Annotated in this window: 20 protein-coding genes; 11 read left to right on the forward strand and 9 right to left on the reverse strand. The window is 46.8% G+C overall.

Annotation, left to right across the window (positions count from 1 at the left end):
• Positions 1-123 precede the first annotated feature (123 nt).
• The 4 genes from ACU1JV_RS09710 to ACU1JV_RS09725 all read left to right on the forward strand — a co-directional run bounded on the left by ACU1JV_RS09710 (position 124) and on the right by ACU1JV_RS09725 (position 4299).
• A complete protein-coding gene (locus ACU1JV_RS09710; RefSeq protein ID WP_013370317.1) occupies positions 124-1098 on the forward strand; it encodes an SIS domain-containing protein in 975 nt (324 codons plus the stop codon).
• 31 nt (positions 1099-1129) lie between these two features.
• Complete coding sequence (locus tag ACU1JV_RS09715; protein ID WP_413985862.1) at positions 1130-2017, forward strand: fructoselysine 6-kinase; 888 nt, start codon at positions 1130-1132, stop codon at positions 2015-2017.
• A gap of 104 nt (positions 2018-2121) precedes the next feature.
• On the forward strand, positions 2122-3438 hold the full coding sequence (locus ACU1JV_RS09720; RefSeq protein ID WP_413985863.1) for an anaerobic C4-dicarboxylate transporter family protein: 1317 nt from the start codon (positions 2122-2124) through the stop codon (positions 3436-3438).
• 30 nt (positions 3439-3468) lie between these two features.
• A complete protein-coding gene (locus ACU1JV_RS09725; RefSeq protein ID WP_413985864.1) occupies positions 3469-4299 on the forward strand; it encodes a sugar phosphate isomerase/epimerase family protein in 831 nt (276 codons plus the stop codon).
• 149 nt (positions 4300-4448) lie between these two features.
• Here the strand turns inward: ACU1JV_RS09725 and ACU1JV_RS09730 are convergent, their stop codons facing one another.
• Complete coding sequence (locus ACU1JV_RS09730) at positions 4449-5525, reverse strand: glycosyltransferase (protein WP_413985865.1); 1077 nt, start codon at positions 5523-5525, stop codon at positions 4449-4451.
• 389 nt (positions 5526-5914) lie between these two features.
• Between ACU1JV_RS09730 and ACU1JV_RS09735 the strand changes: the two genes are divergently transcribed.
• The 3 genes from ACU1JV_RS09735 (at position 5915) to ACU1JV_RS09745 (ending at position 10239) form a co-directional block, all read left to right on the forward strand.
• Positions 5915-8764, forward strand: a complete 2850-nt coding sequence (locus ACU1JV_RS09735; RefSeq protein WP_413985866.1) for a methyltransferase domain-containing protein — start codon at positions 5915-5917, stop codon at positions 8762-8764.
• A 27-nt stretch (positions 8765-8791) separates the two neighbouring features.
• Positions 8792-9454 carry a class I SAM-dependent methyltransferase gene (locus tag ACU1JV_RS09740; protein ID WP_413985867.1) on the forward strand — a complete coding sequence of 221 codons (663 nt, stop codon included), beginning with the start codon at positions 8792-8794 and terminating at the stop codon, positions 9452-9454.
• A gap of 83 nt (positions 9455-9537) precedes the next feature.
• The gene (locus ACU1JV_RS09745; RefSeq protein ID WP_016819605.1) at positions 9538-10239 is read left to right on the forward strand and encodes an HAD family hydrolase; all 702 of its coding nucleotides are present in this window, start codon (positions 9538-9540) and stop codon (positions 10237-10239) included.
• A gap of 101 nt (positions 10240-10340) precedes the next feature.
• Here ACU1JV_RS09745 and ACU1JV_RS09750 read toward each other — a convergent pair whose 3' ends face one another.
• From ACU1JV_RS09750 to ACU1JV_RS09775, 6 genes are read right to left on the reverse strand one after another with little or no spacing between them, the layout of a single operon-like run.
• Complete coding sequence (locus ACU1JV_RS09750; RefSeq protein ID WP_013370325.1) at positions 10341-11519, reverse strand: YheC/YheD family endospore coat-associated protein; 1179 nt, start codon at positions 11517-11519, stop codon at positions 10341-10343.
• Positions 11501-12016: a GNAT family N-acetyltransferase gene (locus tag ACU1JV_RS09755; protein ID WP_013370326.1), complete on the reverse strand. Its 516-nt coding sequence runs from the start codon at positions 12014-12016 to the stop codon at positions 11501-11503. The genes ACU1JV_RS09750 and ACU1JV_RS09755 overlap by 19 nt, the downstream gene beginning before the upstream one ends.
• A gap of 18 nt (positions 12017-12034) precedes the next feature.
• Positions 12035-13141 carry a YheC/YheD family endospore coat-associated protein gene (locus ACU1JV_RS09760; RefSeq protein ID WP_013370327.1) on the reverse strand — a complete coding sequence of 369 codons (1107 nt, stop codon included), beginning with the start codon at positions 13139-13141 and terminating at the stop codon, positions 12035-12037.
• A complete protein-coding gene (locus tag ACU1JV_RS09765) occupies positions 13138-14508 on the reverse strand; it encodes a YheC/YheD family endospore coat-associated protein (RefSeq protein ID WP_013370328.1) in 1371 nt (456 codons plus the stop codon). The genes ACU1JV_RS09760 and ACU1JV_RS09765 overlap by 4 nt, the downstream gene beginning before the upstream one ends.
• Positions 14509-14520: 12 nt before the next feature.
• The gene (locus ACU1JV_RS09770; RefSeq protein ID WP_413985868.1) at positions 14521-15675 is read right to left on the reverse strand and encodes a YheC/YheD family endospore coat-associated protein; all 1155 of its coding nucleotides are present in this window, start codon (positions 15673-15675) and stop codon (positions 14521-14523) included.
• A gap of 43 nt (positions 15676-15718) precedes the next feature.
• A complete protein-coding gene (locus tag ACU1JV_RS09775) occupies positions 15719-17098 on the reverse strand; it encodes a YheC/YheD family endospore coat-associated protein (RefSeq protein ID WP_040101721.1) in 1380 nt (459 codons plus the stop codon).
• Positions 17099-17260: 162 nt separating this feature from the next.
• Between ACU1JV_RS09775 and ACU1JV_RS09780 the strand changes: the two genes are divergently transcribed.
• The 3 genes from ACU1JV_RS09780 to ACU1JV_RS09790 all read left to right on the forward strand — a co-directional run bounded on the left by ACU1JV_RS09780 (position 17261) and on the right by ACU1JV_RS09790 (position 19494).
• The gene (locus ACU1JV_RS09780; RefSeq protein WP_013370332.1) at positions 17261-17605 is read left to right on the forward strand and encodes a YlbF family regulator; all 345 of its coding nucleotides are present in this window, start codon (positions 17261-17263) and stop codon (positions 17603-17605) included.
• A 72-nt stretch (positions 17606-17677) separates the two neighbouring features.
• On the forward strand, positions 17678-17962 hold the full coding sequence (locus tag ACU1JV_RS09785) for a hypothetical protein (protein ID WP_017425916.1): 285 nt from the start codon (positions 17678-17680) through the stop codon (positions 17960-17962).
• A gap of 197 nt (positions 17963-18159) precedes the next feature.
• Positions 18160-19494 carry a DRTGG domain-containing protein gene (locus ACU1JV_RS09790; protein ID WP_013370334.1) on the forward strand — a complete coding sequence of 445 codons (1335 nt, stop codon included), beginning with the start codon at positions 18160-18162 and terminating at the stop codon, positions 19492-19494.
• Between the two features lie 43 nt (positions 19495-19537).
• On the opposite strand, the gene ACU1JV_RS09795 is transcribed toward ACU1JV_RS09790, so the two are convergent.
• A complete protein-coding gene (locus ACU1JV_RS09795; protein ID WP_013370335.1) occupies positions 19538-20035 on the reverse strand; it encodes a hypothetical protein in 498 nt (165 codons plus the stop codon).
• A gap of 12 nt (positions 20036-20047) precedes the next feature.
• Positions 20048-20377, reverse strand: coding sequence for a YtrH family sporulation protein (locus tag ACU1JV_RS09800; RefSeq protein ID WP_013309582.1), 330 nt, complete (start codon positions 20375-20377; stop codon positions 20048-20050).
• 137 nt (positions 20378-20514) lie between these two features.
• Between ACU1JV_RS09800 and ACU1JV_RS09805 the strand changes: the two genes are divergently transcribed.
• Complete coding sequence (locus tag ACU1JV_RS09805; protein WP_413985869.1) at positions 20515-24180, forward strand: DNA polymerase III subunit alpha; 3666 nt, start codon at positions 20515-20517, stop codon at positions 24178-24180.
• Positions 24181-24183: the final 3 nt, after the last annotated feature.

A 24183-nucleotide genomic window follows, 5' to 3' on the forward strand; every position in this document is an offset into this window, starting at 1 on the left:
AAAGTAGTAAAGTGTTATTGCCTAATGTATTGTTTTGTGTTATTGTTTCTTTATAACATTCCAATACATACACCGGTGTGGAATGAAAAACAAGAAAATGTATCATACAAGGAGGAAATGATAATGGAAATCAAAAAAATTATTGAAGAAATTTTAGCAAATAAACAAGAGGCTGGCGGTATAAAGCAGGTATATTATGTAGCTTGCGGTGGTTCTTATGGTGCTTTTTATCCTGCAAAAACATTTCTTGAAAAAGAAGCAAAGGAAGTTAAGGTAGGTCTCTATACCAGTAATGAGTTTGTGCATAACACACCTAGAGCATTTGGAGAAAATTCAGTACTGGTAGTGGCATCACATAAAGGTAATACACCAGAGACTGTGAAGGCCGCAGAATTAGGTAAAACAGCAGGAGTTCCAGTTATTGCATTAACATGGGTTGAAGATTCTCCTATTACAGAACAAGCAGACTATGTGGTGAAGTACACATTTGGGGATGGCAAAGATATTGCCCGCGAGAAAACCATGAAAGCACTAATGACGGCGGTAGAGGTATTAAATCAGACTGAGGGATATGAGCATTATGAAAAATTCCTGGACGGAGTAGGAAAAATAGATCGAATTGTTAAAAATGCATGCAAACACGTGGAAAAGCGTGCGCTGGCTTTTGCGAAAAATCATAAAGATGATTCCGTAATCTACACCATGGCAAGCGGAGCTGGCTACGGGGCTGCCTATATGCAAAGCATCTGCATTTTTATGGAGATGCAATGGATTAACTCTTCCAGCATACATTCAGGTGAATATTTCCATGGACCATTTGAGATTACTGATGCTGAAATACCATTTGTCATTCAGGTCTCTGAAGGAAGTACCCGACCTTTAGATGAAAGAGCGTTAAAGTTCCTTAACCGTTATACCAAGAGAGTAGAGGTTTTAGACGCAAAGGATTTGGGACTGTCTACCATTGACAGCTCTGTGGTTGATTACTTCAATCATTCTCTATTTAATAATGTTTACCCCGTTTATAACCAAGCTTTGGCCATTGAAAGAGCGCATCCGCTTACAACTCGTAGATATATGTGGAAGGTTGAATATTAATCTTTTAGCAACCTTTAGAGGGGATATTCTTATGGAACAATATAAGGTTATTGGCATTGGTGACAATGTAGTAGATAAATATGTCCACCAGGGTATGATGTACCCTGGTGGAAATGCCTTGAACTTTTGTGCGTATGCCAGAATGTGTGGTATGGAGGCATCTTATTTAGGTAAGTTTGGTAATGATCATATAGCTCAGTATATTCAAAAGGTTATAGACGATTTAGGGATAGAACGTAACCATTGCCGGATTTTTGAAGGGGAAAATGGGTATGCGCGGGTTACATTGGAAGACGGAGATCGTGTATTTCTGGGCTCCAATAAAGGCGGTATTGCAAAGGAAAAGGCATGGGATTTTACGGAAAATGACTTGAACTACATTAAAAATTTCTCCGTAATTCATACCAGTTTAAATAGCTATATAGAGCAGGATCTCGCAACATTAAAAAAAACGAATGTGCCTATCTCCTATGATTTCTCGGTACGCTGGAATGATGAATATTTGGAACAAATATGCCGGTATGCGGACATTTCATTCCTTTCATGCAGTCATTTAACGGAAAGTGAAAGAAAAAGAGAAATGCTTAAAGCACAGAAATTCGGTTCTAAAATAGTGATTGGAACTGTGGGGGAAAATGGATCAGTTGCTCTCTATAAAGATCAATGGATGCACCAGCCGGCAGTATTGACGGATACCGTGGATACGATGGGAGCGGGTGACTCTTATATAACCGCTTTTATTGTAGAGATGATTAGAAGTTCTAATGCCGGAAAGATTTTCTACGGTGAAGATGAGGATATGCTTCGGAGTATCAAAGCAAGCATGGAAAAAGGAGCGGTTTTTGCGGCTAAAATATGCCAGATAAACGGAGCTTTTGGCCACGGCACACCCATTCGTTGTTTGGACTCGGAAGAATAAGCATGATAAGAATTTTGTAAGCGTATTCAGCAAAGGGCGGCTACGCCCTTGTAGATAATGAAGGATCGGTGAAGTTCGTAAAATCAAAAAAAGGGAGAATTCTTATGTTTTGGTTTGAGCTATTGATCATCTTTTTACTCATTTTCTTCGGCGCTAGAGTTGGCGATGTTTTTATGGGCTTGCTCGGTGGAGTGGGCGTAGCGATTTTTGTATTTATCTTTCATGTCCAACCAGCGGCTCCTCCCATTGATGTGATGCTGATCATTTTAGCGGTTGTATTGGCTGCCTCTGCGCTGCAGTCTTCAGGCGGACTTAACTTACTCGTCCAGATTGCAGAGAAAATGCTTAGTAAGTCACCTAAGAATATTACAATAATAGCTCCAATCATATCCTGGTTATTTACCTTCTTATCAGGAACCGGGCATGTCGTATATAGTTTATTGCCTATTATCAATAAGCTTGCCATTGATAATGATATCAGGCCGGAAAGACCCATTTCAAATAGTATCATTGCTTCCCAGCAGGCAGTAACTTGCTCACCGGTTTCAGCAGCTACTGCTGCTATGATTGGATTTATGTCACCCCTTGGAGTAAGTTTGGGAACTATCTTGGCCATTTCCATACCTGCTACACTCTTAGGTGTCATTACAAGTGCGGTGTGCACGTTGCGTAAAGGGAAAGAATTATCTGAAGATTCGGAATATTTGCATAGATTGGCAGAAGGCTTAATTGAAAAATCAGAAAAGAAGGCTGAGAAAAAAGAAACTTCAAAAGGAGCGAAAGCCGCAGTTGTTCTCTTTTTGATGGGGGTTTTAGCCATTGTTATTATGGGCATGTTTACTCAGCTGCGTCCATCCTGGGTGCTGAATGGCGAGGTTACTAGTCTATCAATGCCGCATACCATTGAAATGATTATGCTAGTCTGCGCTACTATGATTATTATCGTATGCCGTCCGGCGATTGAAACGATTCTTAACGGCCCCATATTTAGGGCAGGGGCGCTGGCTATGGTCTGTGCCTTTGGGTTAGCCTGGATGAGCAGTACCTTTATTAACGGACAAAGCGCTTTTATTCAAGATCATGTTGCTACGATTGTAAATAGTCACCCGTGGATGCTTGCCGTTATCATGTTTATCGTTGCTGCTTTAACTACAAGTCAAGGTGTCACGACATTAATTATGATACCTATTGCCATCGCACTTGATTTGCCTACCTACATCATAATTGGAGCCTGGATGGCTGTAAATGCAAACTTCTTTTTACCAGTATCTGCTCAGTGTCTTGCTGCCATATCTTTTGATACAGCGGGTACGACTAAAATTGGTAAATATGTATTGAACCACAGTTTTATGATACCTGGAATAATTAATATTATTTTATCTGTAATATTAGCTACTTTACTTGGAAGCGTTTTAATATAGCGTTGTGTAAAAAGGAGGTATCTAATTATTATGATACAGATCTCACAAATTGCGGCTGCAAACTATCATTATAAAAGATATTCTATGGAGTATTTTTTAGATTCTGTTGCAAGGCTGGGATTCCATAATATTGAATTGTGGGCTTCAGGTCCACATTTCCATTTAGACTATTTTACGTATCAGGATATAAAAAAATTAAATAAAAAAGTAAAAGAAAGAGGGTTAAAGACGATCTGCCTTACCCCTGAGCAGTATGTCTACCCGGTAAGCATCAGCCATCCTGATCCGGAGTATAGAAAGAGAAGTGTAGAGTTTTTTTGCCGGCATATCGAAGCTGCATCTTTGCTGGAATGTGACAAAGTGTTGGTGACCACAGGCATCGCATACTTGGATGTTGATGAGACAGAAATGTGGAAATGGTGCAGAGAATCTTTAGGCGAAATATGTAAAACAGCAGAAAAAGAGGGGATTTACCTTCCTATGGAGGCTTTTAACTCTTTTACCACACAGGTGTTTAATAGAGTCGAGCACATTTCCAAGATGATAAAAGAAGTTGGGAGTCCTTATTTAAAAGGTTTAGCGGATACAGATGTGATGGAAACTACAGGAAAGGATACCATTCATGATTTTATAAGGGAACTGGGAAATAATTTAATGCATGTACATTTTGTGGATGGTAATCCTGGAGGACATCTGGTGCCCGGAGAAGGCAGATTAGCAATGACGGAAGTGTTAAAGGAACTTAACAGTATAGATTATAAGGGATATCTAGGTCTGGAATTATTGGATAGAAGGTATGTTATGAATCCGGAAAAAGCCCTGAAGGATTCGCTCACGTGGTTCAAAAAACACCTGGAATGATATAAAAACGAGCGACTTTCAAACCAAGAAAGTCGATTCCCAGAAGGAATCGACTTTTTTAAGTGCGCCTAGCATGGATATTAACTCTGGAGCAGGAAAACCCGAACGTGAACTGGCAGGTCCCTGCCTTTAGCCATTGTTCGTCTTCCTTATTTCTGCTGCTCTAGTTGTGCAAAATACTGTTCGTTATATAAAACACTTGGATGAGTAGGATGGTGCAACTGGGCTATGCGATGATGCGATCTTGCCTTTTCGATGTCACCGATTCGGTCATAACACAGGCATAATTGCAAGTGTGGAAACCAGGTATAGTACGACGAATTGGTTAAGGCCATCACATCTTGCGGGGGCTCGATCAGCGTCGCTTGACGAAACCAATAAATGGCTTGGGCATACTGCTCATCTTCAATGAACAAATTGCCGAAAGCACAGCAGAACTGAGCGCGTGGTACATCGAGGGTAAGTGTGCGGAGCAGAGCCATACGTTGCTCCTGTTTTTGTCCTTGTCGATTGTAACAATCCGCAAGCTTAAAGCAAGCAGCAATCCGATCTTCTATCCATCCTTGATTTAGCCCTAGATAATGTTCGTACTGCTGAATGGCTTCTAGCGTGCGCCCGTTATCATATAATTCATTGGCGAAGTAGTAGTGATCTCGTTCAGAAAATACGGTACCCTGCTCCCGATGTTTGAGATATATGTGCAAATTACGGTCAGTATAAGCGCGTGTCTTGTTATGAGTCACCGCCATATTACTGTGAAAGATGCTGCCTGTTACATTCAGGAACTCGTGAACAAATCCGGTCCATCTGAATCTGCGATCACGCCGTACAATTCGGTTTCTTTTGAGCTTATACAACGGCTGTCCTTGTTCATCTACGGAAAGCACATAATCCATTGTAATGCTGTCATAAGAGAGGGTGGCTTGTTTTTTCCAGTTAAGAAAGGATAGTCGATCTTTTTCTTCCAGTATGTCATCGGCATCCAGCCAAAATTGATATTCTTGCGTGGCCTGATCAAACGCATAATTGCGAGCAGCGGAGAAATCATCGCACCACTCAAAGTTGTATATCCGAGCGTTGAATGCTGCAGCGACCTCTTGGGTTCTATCGGTAGATCCAGTATCAACGATAATGATTTCATCCACCAGGTCATGGACTGATTTCAGACAGGTATGAAGGGCATCTTCTTCGTTTTTGACAATCATACATAAGCTGACAGTTACCATGCTCTTTGTCCCTCCAAAATAACTTGGTATAATTCCCATTTTATTAGGATAGCTTGCTCATTATGTAGAATTCGGATGGAACGTGTAGAGGAGATGATGATCATAAATTCAGTTCTGTTCTAATAAATTAGAAAATCAAGTTGGATGTTTGGGGGGAGAGAATGGATTGAACGATGTGCGTGACATTCCGGGTTAGGACGTGCGACAGGATGGGTTTTATCGTTGAATGGGGAGATTGTATTTTGTATTGTTGTCGTTTTCAATGATATTTCCAGGTGTAAGTCCATTCATACCACGCTCACTCCCAATCGCTTGGTCGCAATTATGGTATGCGTTAGGACATGGAGGGGAACGGTTATGAGGCTTCCGCCTGATGGAGGCGTTGACACATGCGTATACTAATCGGCAGCCCGGTGCACCAGAAGCCGGAAATTTTGTCTTTGTTTCTTCAAGCCTTGGAGCGCCTGGAGACACCTGACGTGCTACCGGATTATTTGTTTGTCGATGATAATGACAATCCGATTTCAAGCCAGTGGCTAGTTGACTTTTCCAATCGGCTTCCGGGTCGGGTTTTGCCCTTGTTAACAGGCTCGCAGCAAGTGGAGAACCGTAGTGATGAGCACACTCATTATTGGCCGCCTGCTCTCGTATGGAAAGTGGCTGGCTTTAAAAATCGTCTTATTGAATATGCCCTTCAGCACAATTATGACGCGTTGTTTCTGGTCGATTCAGACCTGGTTCTCCATTCTCGTACCTTGTGCAGGCTGGTGGAGACGGAGAAGGATATCGTATCAGAAATTTTCTGGACACGTTGGCAACCGGAAGGACCGTTATTGCCTCAAGTGTGGGTCAGTGATGAATATAACTTGTTTCACCGTGAAGATGGCGAAGTGTTGTCGGCAGAGGAGCGAGCGCAACGTGAGTTGCATTTTATACACCAGTTGCATGTTCCTGGTTTGTATGAGGTAGGTGGTTTAGGCGCTTGCACCTTAATCCGCAGACGGGCGCTGGAAGCAGGAATTCATTTTGGCAAAATCAAAAACGTTTCTTATTGGGGAGAAGATCGACATTTTTGTATTCGGGCGGCTGCATATGGATTTCCACTTTTTGTAGACACACACTATCCGGCAATGCATCTATATCGGGAAGCCGATCGAATGAAGGCAGAACAGCTATTATTCACCCTAAAATATTTTACATCGAACCATCCAGAGCATGTAACACATGCGGAATACTCTGATACTTCTCCAAGCTCTCCAACCTTCAATCGTTCAGCATCTTCAAGAACCCCTAAGTTCCCTGAACCTCCAGTTATACCCGATCATCTCCACGAAACTGCTGTCTTTGCCAAGTACACAGCGGATTCGTTTGTTGTACCACCAACGTTCACTGGTCCGCGACAAAGTGAGCTTTATACACCGCCTGTCTCTAATCCTAAATTGACGCTGACCATGACGGTATACAATGAGGCAGATCACAAGCTTACAGACGTGCTGCTGAGCCACCGAGAATACATTGATGAAGCAGTCATTATTGATGATGGTAGTCATGACGATAGCGGAGAGTTGTGCCGGGAAATCTTACAAGGAATCCCACTGCGTCTGATCCGTAATGAAACACCCTCTTTTACCAATGAAGTCGAACTGCGAAAGCAGCAGTGGAAAGAAACATTGGCTTCCTCTCCCGAATGGATATTAAGCATGGATGCTGACGAAATGTTCGAATCCCGCTTTGCCCAAGGGGTACATTCTTTGTTAGCGGGAACGAAAGCGGATACGATTTGTTTCAGGTTGTTTGATATGTGGTCTTCCACGCATTACCGTGATGATGAATATTGGCAGGCTCATCGGTATTACCGTCCTTTTTTAATTCGATATAAAGAGGGATTCCCTTATAAATGGAAGGAGCAGTCCTTGCACTGTGGGAGATTACCCGAAAATGTACTTGACCTTCCCACAGAGATCAGCAACTACCGTATTCAGCATTGGGGTTGGTATACACCTGCTATTCGCATGGCTAAATTTGAGCGGTACCAGCTGCTTGACCCAAGTGCTCGTTATGGATGGAAAGAGCAATATGAATCAATTCTGGACCCGAACCCACAACTCACGCTCTGGGTGGATCAGGACAACAAAAATACAGAAAAAGAACCTACACCAGAATATGAACCTGCCCATCAGGTGGACGCCTCGGATGTCGCCAAGGTGGCCAGTGTACAGGTTATGAACAAACCCGAACCACAAATAAAAAGTGAAACCAAGGACACCTTTTATGCTACGGAGAAGGGGAAAGGAGCAGAGCAGAGTGTAAAATGCAAACTGTGTGGCTCATCTGACACGGTAGTATTTCATGATTATCAACGCTTTACCTTGATGGGATGCGGCTCCTGTGGATTGGTTTTTCGTAAGGATGTGGATCATATTCAGTCTGAGGAAATGATAGCAGAGATTTATAATGCCAATTGGGTTGCTATGCGGGATAGTGCAGCGGCGTCCACCTATGGGGATCATGCTCTTTTTGGACTTATGTTGCTCGATATGTTCAGTCCCAGAAAAGGAAAATTGCTAGAGATTGGCTCAGGCACCGGAGAATTTATCCATGCTGCCCTTCAAGCTGGCTGGAATGCAGTGGGCATTGAGCCGTCCAGTGACTCGCGTGCCTACGCCAAAAGCAAATATGAGGTAGATTTATTACCCGGCTATTGGAACGGTGAAACAGAATTAGATGCTCAAACACAACAATCTGTGGAAGTGGAAATTTACCAAGCTCATGAAGCTCAGGAAGGGATTGAGGCCGAAAGTTTAGAGGAAGAACTGGACTTATCTTTGGAGCACCCATACGAAGCCATCGCATGCTGGCATGTGCTGGAGCATATCGCGGACCCAGTCGCATTTTTGACGGATTTGTGCGAACAGCTTCAACCTGACGGAACGTTATATATTACGGTGCCCAATAAGAACTCGTTTACCAACGAGGCTTACGGCGTTCATTCACCTTTATTTACGGAGGAAGATCATTTGTACCATTATTCAGATCATACGCTGACGCTCTTGCTGGAAAAGTCCGGCTTGCGTCCGGTGGCTTTGTTCACCCGCCAGCTTCCTGCTGGTTTGGATGCCTTGCTGCAAGCACATCCATTGTACGGTGAGCTTGCCTTTACGGAACAAATGGGATTGTTGGCTAAGCTTCAAGGCGAGAAACGGGGTCATGAATTATGCTGTGTAGCAAAAGTAATCTAAACATCTCCAAAGGAGGAGGCTACATTCATGAATATGGCTGACCCGTATCTGTCTCGCTTTTTTGTATATTCTGATCCCAACTCGTCCAACATGATTTACAGACTCCCTCAAAGCTGGTGGAGTCGTCCCTATGAATATGAGTGGTGTCTCCAATTTATGTCTGGGCAAGATACGGTATTGGATGCGGCATGTGGTATCCCTCATCCATTCAAATTTGAGCTGGCCCGCCGTTGCGCTCAGGTCTATGCCTGCGATCTGGATATACGAATCGTTTCTGTAGATGCTATCTTGGCCGAGGTGCGGCGGGATATTGGAGAGGAGGCCGCTGAGCGCATTCAGGAGATTTTACCGGTTCGGCTCCACTCCGCCCATGCCAATCTGACCGCCCTGCCCTATGAGGATGCCAGTTTTGACAAAATTGTATGTATTTCAGTGTTGGAGCATTTAACGCCCGATGAATCTTTGGCAGCCTTGCGTGAATTTCATCGAACTTTACGAGATGACGGAATGCTTCTGTTGACGTTTGATTACCCTACAGTAGATCTTTCAGCGATGGAACAATGGATAGAAAAAGCGGGATTTTCGTATTGGAGTGGTGTGGATCTTAAGCTTCCACGGGGAGCTCTACACACAGATATGTGGGGCGGATTACATTGTTTTAGGACCGTTCTAAAAAAATATAAGAGTTAACGGTATGCGCAATGAGGTTTACACGGACCTCTCTTATTGCTTATCATGAGAGGGGTCGGAGTGTAAACTTACATAGGAAAGGAATGACTGATAACTACATGAACAATGCACCTGTGTTGAAGAAACCTGAGGCTATGGTATTTGATATGGACGGTACACTTTTTCAGACGGAGACGCTGCTGCTTCCTGCGTATCACAAGCTGTTTGATACGCTGCGCGCCGAAGGGCTTTATGAAGGAGAGACTCCTCCGGAGGAGCTTATTTTGAATAGTTTGGGTATGCTGCTGGATGAAATCTGGAGAAGAGTAATGCCAGAAGCCAGTGAAGCAGCTCACAGAAGAGCGGACGAGTTGTTGCTTCAGCTGGAGCTGGAGGGGTTGAAGAATGGAAGTCATGCTCTGTATCCACATGTAAAAGAAACACTCCAGGCACTTCATGAGCAAGGTGTCCGATTATTCGTAGCCAGTAACGGGCTGGAGGATTACGTAAAGGGGATTGCTGCTGCGTATGAAATGGTTCCTATTTTTGAAGGACTGTACAGCGCTGGGGAATACAGTACGCTTTCCAAAGTGAATTTGCTAGAAATTTTGTTGAGCAAGCACGATATTTCGAATGTATGGATGGTCGGAGATCGTTCCTCCGATGTGGAAGCTGGCAAAAAGAACGGACAGACCGTGATCGGCTGTGCTTACGCTGGATTTGGTGTGAATGATGAGTTGGAAGGGTCCGATGCGATTATTACGGACTTTACCCAGCTGCTTACACTTTATAAAAACGCCGAGTAACTGTGAAAGCATTGATAAGAGTTATAAATAGCTGTGGCGTACCATATAAATAATACATGCAAACGATGTTGGGCGATAACAAAACAAAGGAAGGCAGCCACTTAGGCGGAGCCTTCCTTTGCTTTACTCTCTGTCTTATCTTCTGTTTGTTCTTCTGTTTTTTGTTCCGTCTGCGGCTTCGGATTAATCTGAGTGTGGTAGACCCACAGGGCGTATTCCATGGGCTTGGTGATGGCACGACGATAGGTTTCTTTTTCGCCAATGCGTGAAAATACCTCGCGAGCCGGCTTCGGGTTGACCTCGAGCACGTAGATATGACCGTCCTTATTGATTGCCAAATCGAGCGCAAGTTCACATAATGCCCCATAGCTTTCTTCCAGATACGCAGCAATGTCCAGGCCGAGCTTTTCCCCTTGCTTGATGATTTTCTCTCTCTGGTCTTCATCACGAATCCATTGCGTCAGCAATTGCTTCATCGGCACTGCCTTGCCTCCGCCATGTAGGTTGGAAGTGACACTCCGATGTGCCCCGATGCGCCCGGCACATCCCGTTAGCTCCCATACTCCCTGGCTATTTTTCTGTACCAGCATACGGTAATCATGGACCCTGCCATTCGGCAACTGCACAGGAATGCCTTCCTGAACAATGTAGTTATCCATGTTCCAGCTGCTCAGACGCGGCTCCAGACGATCCAGACGTACCCGCTGCTGAGGAATAATATGGCGTTTGCGATTGCGTCCCTCAATCAGATACAGGCCGCTCTGCTTGTTAACAGGCTCAATGCGTAAAATCCCGCGGCCTCCCGTGCCGTTAATTGGCTTGAGGTATACTAGTGAATTCTGTTTGAGCATTCGCTTTACACTATGAAATCCATCGAACGGCTCTGTTGCAGGCAGATGGGGGCGAAAGGCAGCCTTTCTCGCAAGCTGCTGATGAATGGCCCATTTATTGCTCAGCGGTCGGTTTAAATAAACAAGGTCTGTATACTGCAATCGGAATTTCTTTAATTGACGATACCGCTCACTGCGCTGGACTCGGCAGCGGTCGAAAATCATATCCGGAAATTCTCGCCATTTTCGTGTCCATTTATCGCTGTGTGGATCATAGATTTGGGCAAGGAGCAGTCTGCGATCCTTATGGACATCCGCAGGAGTGAATACATACATATCCAGCCCCAGCCTTTTTCCTTCTGCAATCATGCGTTCATATATGTCACGTTCCTCCAGTTGCTTCTTACTGTTCAAATACAAAGTCATGATGCCTAGGACAGGTTTTGGCACAGCATTCCACCTTCCTCTGCCGTCTGCTCATCTTCGGATAACTTCCCACAAAATATTAGCGTGGGCTTCCCCGTCGGTCCAGTTGTCATTTCATGTGCAATAAGTCCAGCACGAAAACAGGTTTTGAGACTGGCCATATTGTCGGTGGCTACGCTGCACGTCAGACGGCGCAGCTGTTGAAGCTGGGCGGACAGCAGTCTAGCGCCCAGTCTGCGGCCCCGGTAAAGCGGACGAACAATTACGATGCAAGCATCCTTCCCATAATTCAGAGCGAGGGAAAATCCCGCAATCCGCAGCCCCTTCTCTGTGCGCACATATGCGCACAGGAGGGAGGAGCCAGGGGTGTTCAATTGCTCCGGCGTTAAAACAGCCAACTGCCGCAGAGCATTGCGAGTAATGCGCATGCCGCCCGAGCTACGAGCCAGAAACAGCAACTGTCGTCGTCTCAGTACCCAACTCCGGGCAGGCAAATGTTGAACATCGCTAATTTGCGGCATAATTCCACTTCCTTGAGATTATTTCATTCGTTCGGCCAAAAAGGAGCTGTACTGAAATATACGTCTAAGTGATTTTTGACGGATGTCCGGCTCGTCGAATTTCATCGGTTTGGCATTGGCTTCAAAAAACCAGAGGGTCCCGAGTGTGTCTACGCCCAGATCCATGGACATTTCACCATGAGAAAGACCGGATGCGCGTTCAATTTGACGTGCAATCTGAATGGCCGTACTTTTAACCTTATTCAGCAAATCTGTGCTATCCTCAGGTCCAAAGAGTGAGGACAGCAGCATAAACGGGTCCTCCACACTTCCCCCGCGCGGAACATGTGTTGTAATACTTCCCTTACCCGCTAGTCTGGCACCTACTCCGGTAATGCTCCATGCGCCACGGGCATTTTTTTGCACTAGAATGCGCAAATCGAAGGGCTTTTTCTGATAGGTTGCCAGATCGATACCCTGCTGAATGATATAAGGGGAGTTGCCTGCTTCTCGGCGAATACGTCCCCATAACCGAGACAAGGATACAGATCGGTAGGTTATGCTTTTTTTGTCATGTTGAATGGTCAACCTGTATGCCATCAGATGCTCTGGGTTGAATCTGAGGATCATAATTCCCTTTCCGGCTTTACCGTTTTCCGGTTTGAGATACAGGTATGGATATGCAGACAGCATTTTTCCTAAGGATGACAGGTTGCTTAATCGTTTGGTAATCGGAACAAGTTGACGAGTGGATTCCGAGGTGCGGAGCCATTTGAACAGTTCCCATTTGTTAAAAAAGCCTGGATTGTACAGCTCAACGCCTGAGGCATGTGCAATTTCATCCAGCTTTGTGCGCACAGATGTTTTAAGTTCATAATTACGGTTGGGGATACGATTATAAATGACCTGTGGAGATGGGAAATTTTGTTCCTCCCATATCTGTGAGTTTTTGTTGTAGATGTAGCCCTTCACTGTTTCATCCGTCAGTTTCAAGTCCCTGACAGTAACAATGTATACCTGATAACCCATGCGCGTTCCCGTTTCAAGAATATCCCTGAAGTTTCGCTGATTTCCCTTGAAAAATTGTTCATCGTCGTGCACTGTCAATACAGCAACAACTGGTTTTTGCTCCGCCCGGGTATTCATAGTTCCTCTTTTCTGCGGAATTTACTGAGGTAAAGACAGTGGTCCAAAATATGCTCCACGGATGCTTTACCCTCCGCACGCAACGATGGATGCTGAAAAATGGATCGACCTGGCTTAGAATTGGCTTCAAACATCCAGACCTTTTCATCCTGATCAATGCCCAGATCGAATCCGATTTCACCCAGTAGATGCTGGTGGTGATATTCAATGGCTTCTGCTAGCGTAACTGCTACATTCTTGGCACGTTGCAGCACTTCACCCGCCCGGTCTCCGAATACACGACCGAGCGCTTGCTCGGGTGTCATCAGGGAACCGCCGTTTTTGATATGGGTCGTGACACTGCCACGTCCGGCTTTTTTGGCTCCAATGCCAACGACGACCCATTGGTTATTACCGTCTTTGTGCATATGAAACCGAAAATCAATCGGGCAATTATCAATCTCGATCAGCTGAATGCCCTGCTGAATGACGTAGCCTTTTAGCGTCTGCCCCTTATTGGAGTGAAGCATCCTCAGCATGGAATTAAAAGAGGCGAACCGCAGCAATACATTGCTATTTTTTTTTCGGTACCTTACATAGTATCCTTGCTTGGGGACATAGGACAGACGATAGATTCCTTTGCCGAGACTGCCGCTACTTGGCTTGTAATAAGCAAATTGATGCCGCTCCAGCATACCTCGAATACGTTCAGAGCTAGGATTCATATAGGATTCAGGGACATAACGGTTAACCTCTGGATTATTTTCTAGCAAATGATAGATATCGGATTTATTGAAAAAGCTCCAGTTAAAGAAAGGAATTCGTTTGCGGGAAAAGCGTTCGCGTAGTTGATTGATCGCTGGGGAAAAATCAGAGCGACGGCTCGGCAAACGATTATAAATTACGTCCGGCAGAGGTACGAGTTTACGGGTAAACTCCCCGCTGGATGACAGAAAATAGCCGTTAATCGTATCATTTTGCCAGTTGATATCCCGTGGGGTGAAGGCAAAAATATAAGACTTTTTGCTGCCTTCCTTCAACAGTTGCTTAATAAAGCCTGTGCGTGATCCGAAAGGGCGGGTGGTGGAGCTAGTAGCATCAGACAATACTCCAATCAACGGTCCAAGCTGAACATCTCCGTCCAGATTCCGCAAATAGATAGACCCGCTTTTGGGAACACGGATTGCATTGCGTAAGCCGGAGGTCAAGTATAGATGACGTCCCGCCTTCTGAATGGGTTTTACTGTTGCGGGAATCTGATCCTTGCCAAGTCGCAAACGAATGGACTTGGCTCCAGATAACTTAAGGCTTTTCAACAAGGCAGTGGATATATACGCCACCTTGTCGGGCTGCTGTGAGAAATGCACATTGCAATGCGTTAAACTCATCTGTTTATCCTCCTATACCGTATGTTCAAGGGAGGCGCCCGCGCCCTTTGGCCCTGTCGCTTTGGAATGGGTCATTAAATATCGAGCATATTCGAGCGGGCGGTTGACCGACCGAAAAGCGCACTCTGGCTGACGAGTCTGAAAAAAGGAGGCCCGACCAGGACGGGAATTAACCTCCAACAGCCAGATATTCCCGCTCCGGTCAATACCATAATCAATTCCCAACTCGCCAAGGCGACCATAGCGTTCCTCCAACGCCTCGGCAATGGTCAAGGACAGCTCCATCATCTGCCCGATGATGAGACGTGTGCTGTCCACGCCAAATTGTTCACGAAGGTAAGGCTCTGCCGGATGGGCTTCGCCCCCACCGTGCAGATTGGAAGTCAGAGTTCCTTTTCTGCCTTCTCTCACGGCAAAGCCCGTCAGGCGCCAACAGCCGTTGCCGTCCTTTTGCATGAGCGCGCGAACATCAAAGGGATGATTGCTTTGGCTTGTTAATTTCAAATAAGGCTGCACGATATAGGCGCGTTTGTGTGCAATACCGTCGATCCATGACAATCCTGCATCCAATTCAGAAAACAAGCGACGGAACGGGCGGTTTTGGGAGTTCCTGCCTTGTACGTACAGTCCCTGACCTCCTTCCGCCAGCCGGAGATACAGCGTGCCCTTGCCATGTGTTCCGGACTGTGGTTTCATAAATAGCTCCGAATGGCGTTGCAGCCACTCCACAAGCTGGGTTGTATCCCGGTATGGGGCCGTAGGCGGTACAAAGGGCCGCACTTTATCTACCGTATGCAGAGCGCGATATACCTGCCATTTGCCAGGCAAGTTACGCGACCAGTAGATGAGCTTGCGCGATTTTTGCTCCGCTATGTCTCCCAGTGTGCGCTTGACATTCTGGCTTTCATGGACATGGAGACAGCGGTTATACACAATATCCGGCAAGGGAAAGCGGCCGAATGTCCATACTCCAGCACGATAAACATAACCCCGTATGGAATGATCTTCAGGTGAAACTCCTTCGGCGGTAAACGCCATTACGCTAATACCAGAGCGCCTGCCCAACAAACTTAGCCTGCGGCAGAAATCGGCTTCGGTAATAGGGGGAGTAGCGTCCTGCTTTCGGCTAACAAGCACGCCCAGCATGCCTGGCATAACAAGAGACACCGACAACAGCTCCTTTGGCAGCCGGACTCTGGAAGAGATAGATTCATTTGAATCCGGCTGAATAACAGCAGTATTCAATCATTTTTTTTACGGACGGGCGGGTTTTCTGATCGTTTAACGGTGTATTGTCATTTTTTGATGGTTTGGAATTGACCTCCAGCAACCAGATACGCCCCGTGCTGTCAATCGCCAAATCAATACCAAATTCCGCGAAATGGGCGGGAATTGCCTTTTCTACTCCGCTTGCGATATCCAGTGCTGCTGTTTTGAGAGAGGTAAGACCATTCGATTTAACAGTTGCGGGCAGCGTGGTTTTGGCCAGTGCTTCCTTGACTGTACTGAGCGTACCGCCTCTTGCCAGATTGGATACAAAGTGGCTGCCTCCTGCGATCCGAGCGACAATGGATGTTACGGTCCAGGTTCCAGACGCATTTTTTTGTACAAGCGCGCGAAAATCGACCGGACGCTTATCGTGATCAATCAAGGTAAGACCCTGTTGCAGCTGAAAACGTGTTGATTTCATTTTTCCCGCTAAGCTTTTGTACAGTTTATCGACGTTAGCGTACGCTTGCTTTCGGGGTGTGCCCGCTGTCGTGGATAGCACCGAAAAGGTCCCATCGGTTTGCTTGTTAATGCGCATAATGCCTTTACCAAGGCTTCCGCGCACGGGTTTGAGAAAAACAGAGGGATACTGGTTGCACATTTTTTTGAAAACGGCAAAGGTTTGCAGCAAGTGGGACTCGGGTAAATACTTGCGCAGGGAAGAATTCGATTTGAGTGCATCAAACACTTCGTTCTTATCCAAAAACTTTTCATTAAAAAAGGCCGTGCCGTACTGCGATTTTACTTCTTTCATGAAATGCTGTACGCTAGTTCTGTTCTCGAGTTTACGGGAGGTAAGCCGGTTATTGACGACATCGCCGGCAGGCATGACCGTCTTTTTCCAGCCTCCGTCATACACCCATCCCTGAACTCGCCCGGGCTGACTTCCGATATGCTCCGGGGTGAAGAAATACACATATGCTCCTTGTCTGCGGCATTCCCCGACTAGTTCACGGCAGAACAGGGTGATCGACCCGAAAGGCTTGTCGGGCTGTTCGGGATAGTCCCGACTAACCAGCACGCTAATAAGTGGGCCCACTCGAAGTGTCCGGCGGCCTCGGCTGTAGGTTACTCGCAGATTACAACTGTCATGACTGGCATGAAGCCCCATTTTTCGGGCCAGCACGCTTCCCACGCGTAGACCGCTGTATCGGGGTACCGATATGACGGTAACCTCTTGGCGGAACGAACCGAAGGCGAGCTGAACGGGGTGGCCTGCGGATATTTTCCATTTGCGAAGCAGGGACTCGCCGACCATGAGTACGTCATCCTGCAAGATGCCCGATCCGATGATTTGAATCGTTGTTTTTTTGATGGACATCGTGGATCTCCTTCCGGGCAGCAACTTGATGTCTTGAAAGTAACGGGAAACGTGAATGGGCTGTAATAGCACTGATTCATCATATGAGGACATATATACCTTGGTGATTGACGGACAATGTGAAATGTTGACACAAAACTTGTAATGGAGGAATGAACAATCATGAATATCTATGACAAAGCCCATGATTTAGCGAAAGCATTGAAGGAAAGCAAAGAGGTAGAGGAAATTACATCAGCGATGAAGCTGATTGAGACTGATCCGGAAGCCAAGAAAATGCTCGACGATTTCCGTGAACGCCAAATGGAAGTGCAACAGCGGATGATGAGCGGCGATATGCCAGCACAGGAAGAGATGGAAAAGATGGAAAAAATGTTCGAGGTACTCAGCTTGAACCTTAACATCCGTCGTCTGTTCGACGCTGAACGTCGCCTGGCAGTGATTATTGAGGACGTAAATAAGATTATTGCAGACAGTCTTCAACATTTGTACGGTTCGTCTCTGTAAGTTTGTCTCATATTCCTTCCTGTCCTCTCATAGACTAGATACATAGAGTCAAAGGGAGAGGAAGGGATACGATTGGGTTCTTTTAAAAAATGGAAACACGGTTTGTACACACTAATCGCATTGGCTATGGTATTGGTCGCGTTACCACGAATCTCGCTGGCAGGTGGTTTGAACTGGGTCAACGGCTTTGGGATGGTATGGGTACTTTTTGCGTTGCTTGTCATCGGAGCGAACCTGCATTTTTTGCTGGGTGTAGATGAGGAAAAACGCAAAACGCTGGAGCGTGTGCGACGGGCCAAAATGCAGCAGTGGCAGATGAAATGGGATAATAAAGCTGACAAAGGCAAGATGCTGTAAGTTTTTCTGCCAGTTTGTTCTAAGCTTGCTCCTAAATTACAAATCATTCTAGTACGAAGCGGTCTCTTGTAACAAGGGACCGCTTTTTTGTTATTTCCAAAGGAAAGATATCCTAATAACAAGGGTCTAAAACAAAGGGGTTTTGTGGTATAATAGATACAGAATGATACAGATTGAACGTTGGGGGTGTAACAGAGTTGGACGGGCTAGATGAAACAGTTACGAAGCATGAGCAGCTATTACGTCATATCGAGCAGTTGAAAATAGGCTCCAAAATTTCTGTACGCAGGTTGGCTAAAGAAATGAGCGTTAGCGAAGGCACGGCTTATCGGGCCGTGAAAGAAGCAGAGAATTTGGGAATTGTCATTACCAAGGAACGGATTGGAACAGTACGAGTGGAGAAACGTCCACGCGGCTTGTCTGAGCAGCTGACCTTTGCGGATGTCGTGAATATTGTAGAAGGACATGTGCTGGGCGGAAGCGAGGGGCTAGAGAAGCCGTTGCACAAGTATGTGATCGGGGCGATGCGTGAGGAAGCGATGGCTCGTTATATTGACGCAGGCAGTTTGCTGATCGTAGGTAACCGGGAGGATGCGCATTCGCTTGCATTAGAGCAAGGGGCAGGTGTGCTGATTACAGGGGGGTTCGGTACGAGTCGGGAGGTTAAGCAGCTTGCAGACCAGATTAGTCTGCCGATTATTTCCTCGCGCCATGATACATTTACGGTGGCATCTATGATTAATAGAGCAATATTTGACCGCCTGATCAAAAAGAAAATTATGTTGATTGAAGACATTGCGGCAAGCAAACCGAAGACGCTGACCTTGAAAATCAACAGCACGCTTACCGAATTTGAAGAGCTATCAGCGACCACGGGATATCATCATTTTGCCATAGTGGATGAATGGAATCGTTTAATTGGTATCGTCAGCCGTAAAGATGTGGAAGGACTTCAACCTGAGCATACGATGGATAAATGTATGATCCGTAATCCAATTACGGTCACCTACCAGACCTCGCTGGCTTCTGCTGCTCAAATGATGGCATGGGAAGGTGTAGATTACTTGCCGGTCGTGGATCGCAACCGTAAGCTGCTTGGGTCCGTTACACGGCGTGAGGTGCTGGAAGCACTGCGTAACGCCCAAAAGCAGCCACAACTGGGCGAGACGTTCGACCAGCTGATTTGGAACGGTTTTGCTGAGGAGCGTAATGAGGACGGATCCTTATTTTTTCGCGGTTTTATCATTCCACAGATGGCCACCAATTTAGGGACGATCTCGGAAGGCGTACTGGTCAACGTGATGACACAAGCGGGCTACCGAGCAGCTAGAGATATGAGCGGCAAGGATTATGTGCTGGATAATTTGACGACTTATTTTATTCGACCGGTACAGATTGAGGATGCTGTCGTTCTTCGTCCGTTGCTGCTCGAGATGAGTCGCCGCACATGTAAGCTAGAAATTGCGATTTCACGGGAAAATCATTTGGTGTGTAAAGCAGTGATGACGCTCCAATCTATTGAACATGGTTGATCTACCTCTGGATTGGAGCAAAAGGTGGGGTGAAATAGATCGATTAGTGGCTTTGAGGCAGTCTTTCTTTGGCCTCCAGCCAAATTTGCAGCACACCTTCCATTACAAGCATCGTTTTGACCTGGATTGTATACTCCTTGTCACGAACGGTGTATTTTTTTTGGTGCAGCAACATACGTACCAGCTTGCTATCAGAGTCAATCTCAAACATATCTCTGCCGCGCAGCACCTCCAGATCACGACTGACGCGGCGAAGAAGCTCTTTCAGATTAATAGAGTCAATTTTTTCAGCCGAAGCTTCCTCCGCGATCAGCTTGATTTCTTTGATGACGGTTTGGCGCTTGCTGTATTTACGTAATGTTTTGTTGTCCTCTTCGGCTTGCTGGAGCTGGAATTGAAGGTCCTGGTTGTTCACCCACAGCTGATTGAAGCTCGCATGCCAGATGGCATTATAGATCATTCCTCCCGTAATCATACCGAGTACAAAAACGGAGGATAATTGCATAAAAGGGCGCAGGCGCTCAAAGGGGGGAACTCTCATAGTCGTTTCACCTCACGGCCGTCCGTTGCCGCATACCCACTTGACCAGCTCTGCACCCATATGAGCGCCTAGAAAGGCGAAAATCAAATACAATATCTGCTTAATGGCAGGTGACAAATTACCATCCAACATATTGCTCTCAATGACCCGGATCGGGTCCATCGTTCCCCCCACAGCGGCGGCAAGCGCCCATATTTTAATCCTTCCTGCAACCTCCAGCATCGTCTGGGTAGGCGGCTGAAGCGATACTACAGCTCCCATTCCGCCGAGCATGGCTCCTCCGAGCACGATGCCGAAGGCAATGAAGAAGTCGAGAATCGCTTTGGATATAAAAGTGCTCATGCTCTTTTCCTCCTTGGGTATATGAATCAGGACCGCGCTTGTCCGCCCGGGTCTGTACTTTTATTCTATGGGCGCTACTAACGTGGATATGATAAAATAGTTTGAAGAAAATCAAGCGGTGAAGGGAAGAGAAGCGCATGAGTTCATTTGTGCATTTGCATGTTCACAGCGAGTACAGCCTGCTGGACGGCGCGGCTCGTACCGCGGAATTGGTCAAACAGGCATCAGCTTACGGAATGAAGGCGCTGGCTCTTACAGATCATGGGGTCATGTACGGTGCCATTCCTTTTTATAGAGCATGTGTAGAGAACGGCATTAAGCCGATTATCGGGTGTGAGGCTTATATGACGGCAGGATCGCGCAAGGAGCGTGGCAGCCGGAAGGATCAGCCTATATATCATTTAATTTTGCTCGCCAAAAATAAAACAGGCTATCAAAATTTGATGAAGCTGTGCTCCATTGGCCATTTGGAGGGTTTTCACTATAAGCCGCGCATTGATATGGATGCTTTGGCTGCCCATCATGAAGGCATCATATGCCTGAGCGCTTGCTTGGGCGGTGAAGTGCCGCAGCATTTGCTGCATGGCAGAGAAGCCGAAGCACGACGTGCAGCGGAACGATACCGTAGCATTTTTGGCGATGATTTTTATCTGGAGCTTCAGGATCATGGTCTGTCGGAGCAAAAACGCGTAAATCCTCAATTGATCGCACTGGCAAAGGAACTGGATATTCCGCTAGTGGCGACGAATGACGTGCATTACTTAACCGAGCCGGATGCTGATGTCCAGGACGTCCTGATCTGTATCGGGACAGGGAAGACAGTTGACGATGAGGAACGCTTGCGGATACCAACACGTCAGTTGTATCTGAAAAGTCAGGAGGAAATGGCTCGTTTATTTCCACATGTAGCAGAAGCCATCGCCAATACAGTGCGTATTGCTGAGAAGTGCGAGCTGGAACTGGAATTCGGCCAATCTATTTTGCCTGAATATCGCCCGCTGCCGGAGGACATGACGTCTTCGTCCTATTTGCGTAGTCTGTGCGTGCAAGGGCTGGAGCGTCGCTATGGAGGCGATCCTGTGTGGGAGCAGCCAGAGGAGCGGGAAAGACTGGACCAGCGGCTGAACTACGAATTAAATACGATCGATAGTATGGGTTTCAGCGATTATTTCCTGATCGTATGGGATTTTATCGCTTTTGCTCATAAGCATAAGATTGCAACCGGTCCGGGACGGGGTTCCTCCGCAGGTAGTTTGGTTGCCTATGTGCTTAATATCACGAATGTCGATCCGATAAAATACAATCTGCTCTTTGAACGGTTCCTGAACCCTGAACGGATCAGTATGCCGGATATAGATATTGATTTTAGCGATGAACGCCGCGATGAGGTTATCGAGTATGTAGTACAGAAGTACGGAAATGAGCATGTAGCGCAAATTATTACCTTTGGGACATTAGCGGCAAGAGCCGCAGTCCGTGACGTCGGCCGTGTATTGAACGTGCCGTATGGCGAGGTGGACAAGGCGGCCAAGTTGATCCCGGCGCAGCTCGGTATTAATATCCGACATGCGCTGGAGATTACCCCCGAGCTGAAGGCTCTGTATGAAACGAAGCCCAAGACACGTGAACTGCTGGATATGGCGATCAAAGTAGAAGGAATGCCTCGTCATGCTTCAACACATGCGGCAGGTGTTGTCATCTCGCGGACTCCACTGACCGATGCTGTTCCGCTGCAAGAGGGGAGCGAAGGGGTTCCTTTAACGCAGTACTCGATGGAAAATCTGGAACGCATCGGTTTGCTGAAAATGGATTTCCTTGGACTGCGTACGCTCTCCATTATTGAACGGTGCATGCGCTGGATTGCGGAGCAGCATGGAGAAACGCCTGACTTTAGCCGTATTCCCGATGATGACCCGCATACCTATGACTTGCTGGGCAAAGGAGATACAGGAGGCGTGTTCCAGCTGGAGTCGGCCGGTGTACGCCGGGTGCTCAAGGATTTGAAACCGAGTGTTTTTGAGGATATCATTTCTGTCGTGGCTTTGTATCGTCCGGGTCCGATGGGCTTTATTCCTAACTTTATACAGGCTAAGCACGGACAGATTGAGATTTCTTATCCGCATTCTGATCTTGAACCGATCTTAAAGGATACGTACGGTATTATTGTGTACCAGGAACAAATCATGCAGATTGCTTCGCGCATGGCTGGCTTTTCTTTGGGAGAGGCTGATCTGCTGCGCCGCGCGGTGTCCAAGAAAAAGCGCGAGGTGCTGGATCTAGAGCGGGGCCATTTTGTCGAAGGCAGTATTAAACAGGGCTACACGGAGGAGGAAGCTGGAAGGGTTTACGATATGATCGTCCGTTTTGCTGACTACGGCTTTCCGCGTGCCCATGCAGCTGCTTATGGTGTGCTAGCATTCCAGACGGCATATCTTAAGGCACATTATCCAGTGCAATTCATGGCTTCCATGCTGACGGCCGTAATGGGAAGTCATCGAAAAGTGGCTGAATATGTCGTCGAATGTCGTCGTATGGATATCGCGGTGTTGCCGCCTGATGTGAATGAGAGTGGGGTGCTGTTTACCCCATTACAGCACGGTGATATCCGCTTTGGACTGGCTGCAATTAAAAATGTCGGCACACAAGCAATGGAAAGCATTCTTGCTGTTCGTAAGGAACGTCCTTTCGACAGTCTGCTCGATTTTTGTCGACGTGTTGATTTGAGGGTGTGTAATAAGAGAGTGATTGAATCGCTCATTCAGGCAGGGGCATTTGATTCATTGACAGGCCATCGGGCACAGTTGCTTGCCATGCTTGATGAAACGGTGGATGCAGCTGCCAAATGGCGCAAGGAACGTGACGATTTGCAAATTGATATGTTTGGGTTTGTGGAAATGCCTAATTGGGATATCGAATATCCCAATGTACCCCCATTTAGTACCAGCCAGCAATTAGAGCTGGAACGCGAACTGTTGGGTCTGTATTTGTCTGGGCATCCGCTAGATGATTTTGAGTCGCTGCTGGAAAGCAGCCAAGCGGATCGTCTGATGGAGCTGAGCGATGTGCCAGATGAAACGGTTATTGTGACCGCAGGCATGGTGGTGTCACTCAAGACGATTACGACCAAGCAGGGAAAGGCCATGGCCTTCATTGAGCTGGAGGATCAGATTGAGCGCTGTGAGGTTGTGCTGTTTCCTGAAGTTTGGAAGCGAAGCCAGCAGTGGATTGAAAAAGGTGCCTTGCTTGCACTTCGCGCTAAGATGCAGCAGCAGGACGAACACTTCAAGCTCCTAGCGGATGAGGCAGTTCCGTTGGCGGAAGACGCGCTGTCACGGCTTCTTCAGCGCCGGCGTACCGGAGCACGTTCGTCCCCAGCAGCTGGAACATCCGTGCCAGCTGCTGGAAATACAGGCGGGAGAGCGCCACGTGTGTCGACCTCGCTTTCGGCAGCAGCTCCATCAGCGTCGCCCCAGCAGAAGGAGGCTCGTCCCGTGGCGGCTTCTTCACAACGCAGAGGCGAAGCGGCTCACAGTGAGCAGGTGCCTTCCCCGCGCGGCTCGGAATCGCCCGCCCGTCAGCGGGTGTTTGTCAAAATCACCCGCCAGGCCGAGGAGGACGCCAGCTTGCTGGTCAGCCTCAAGGCATTGCTACAGGAGCATCCCGGTGCTGTACCTACCGTACTTTTTTACGAGAGCAACCAGCGTCTGCTGGCGTTGAGTGATGCTTACAGCATTAAGCCTTCTCCTCAGCTTTTTGATCGAATGGAATCGATGCTGGGTGAAGGCACCGTGAAAGTCAAATGACAG

Source organism: Paenibacillus sp. T2-29, from assembly GCF_052921365.1.

Excerpts from the sequence above, each read along its gene's own strand:
- ACU1JV_RS09710 (WP_013370317.1), top strand. The coding sequence starts at position 124 with ATGGAAATCAAAAAAATTATTGAAGAAATTTTAGCAAATAAACAAGAG.
- ACU1JV_RS09715 (WP_413985862.1), top strand. The coding sequence starts at position 1,130 with ATGGAACAATATAAGGTTATTGGCATTGGTGACAATGTAGTAGATAAA.
- ACU1JV_RS09720 (WP_413985863.1), top strand. The coding sequence starts at position 2,122 with ATGTTTTGGTTTGAGCTATTGATCATCTTTTTACTCATTTTCTTCGGC.
- ACU1JV_RS09725 (WP_413985864.1), top strand. The coding sequence starts at position 3,469 with ATGATACAGATCTCACAAATTGCGGCTGCAAACTATCATTATAAAAGA.
- ACU1JV_RS09730 (WP_413985865.1), bottom strand. The coding sequence starts at position 5,525 with ATGGTAACTGTCAGCTTATGTATGATTGTCAAAAACGAAGAAGATGCC.
- ACU1JV_RS09735 (WP_413985866.1), top strand. The coding sequence starts at position 5,915 with ATGCGTATACTAATCGGCAGCCCGGTGCACCAGAAGCCGGAAATTTTG.
- ACU1JV_RS09740 (WP_413985867.1), top strand. The coding sequence starts at position 8,792 with ATGAATATGGCTGACCCGTATCTGTCTCGCTTTTTTGTATATTCTGAT.
- ACU1JV_RS09745 (WP_016819605.1), top strand. The coding sequence starts at position 9,538 with ATGACTGATAACTACATGAACAATGCACCTGTGTTGAAGAAACCTGAG.
- ACU1JV_RS09755 (WP_013370326.1), bottom strand. The coding sequence starts at position 12,016 with ATGCCGCAAATTAGCGATGTTCAACATTTGCCTGCCCGGAGTTGGGTA.
- ACU1JV_RS09760 (WP_013370327.1), bottom strand. The coding sequence starts at position 13,141 with ATGAATACCCGGGCGGAGCAAAAACCAGTTGTTGCTGTATTGACAGTG.
- ACU1JV_RS09765 (WP_013370328.1), bottom strand. The coding sequence starts at position 14,508 with ATGAGTTTAACGCATTGCAATGTGCATTTCTCACAGCAGCCCGACAAG.
- ACU1JV_RS09775 (WP_040101721.1), bottom strand. The coding sequence starts at position 17,098 with ATGTCCATCAAAAAAACAACGATTCAAATCATCGGATCGGGCATCTTG.
- ACU1JV_RS09780 (WP_013370332.1), top strand. The coding sequence starts at position 17,261 with ATGAATATCTATGACAAAGCCCATGATTTAGCGAAAGCATTGAAGGAA.
- ACU1JV_RS09795 (WP_013370335.1), bottom strand. The coding sequence starts at position 20,035 with ATGAGAGTTCCCCCCTTTGAGCGCCTGCGCCCTTTTATGCAATTATCC.
- ACU1JV_RS09800 (WP_013309582.1), bottom strand. The coding sequence starts at position 20,377 with ATGAGCACTTTTATATCCAAAGCGATTCTCGACTTCTTCATTGCCTTC.
- ACU1JV_RS09805 (WP_413985869.1), top strand. The coding sequence starts at position 20,515 with ATGAGTTCATTTGTGCATTTGCATGTTCACAGCGAGTACAGCCTGCTG.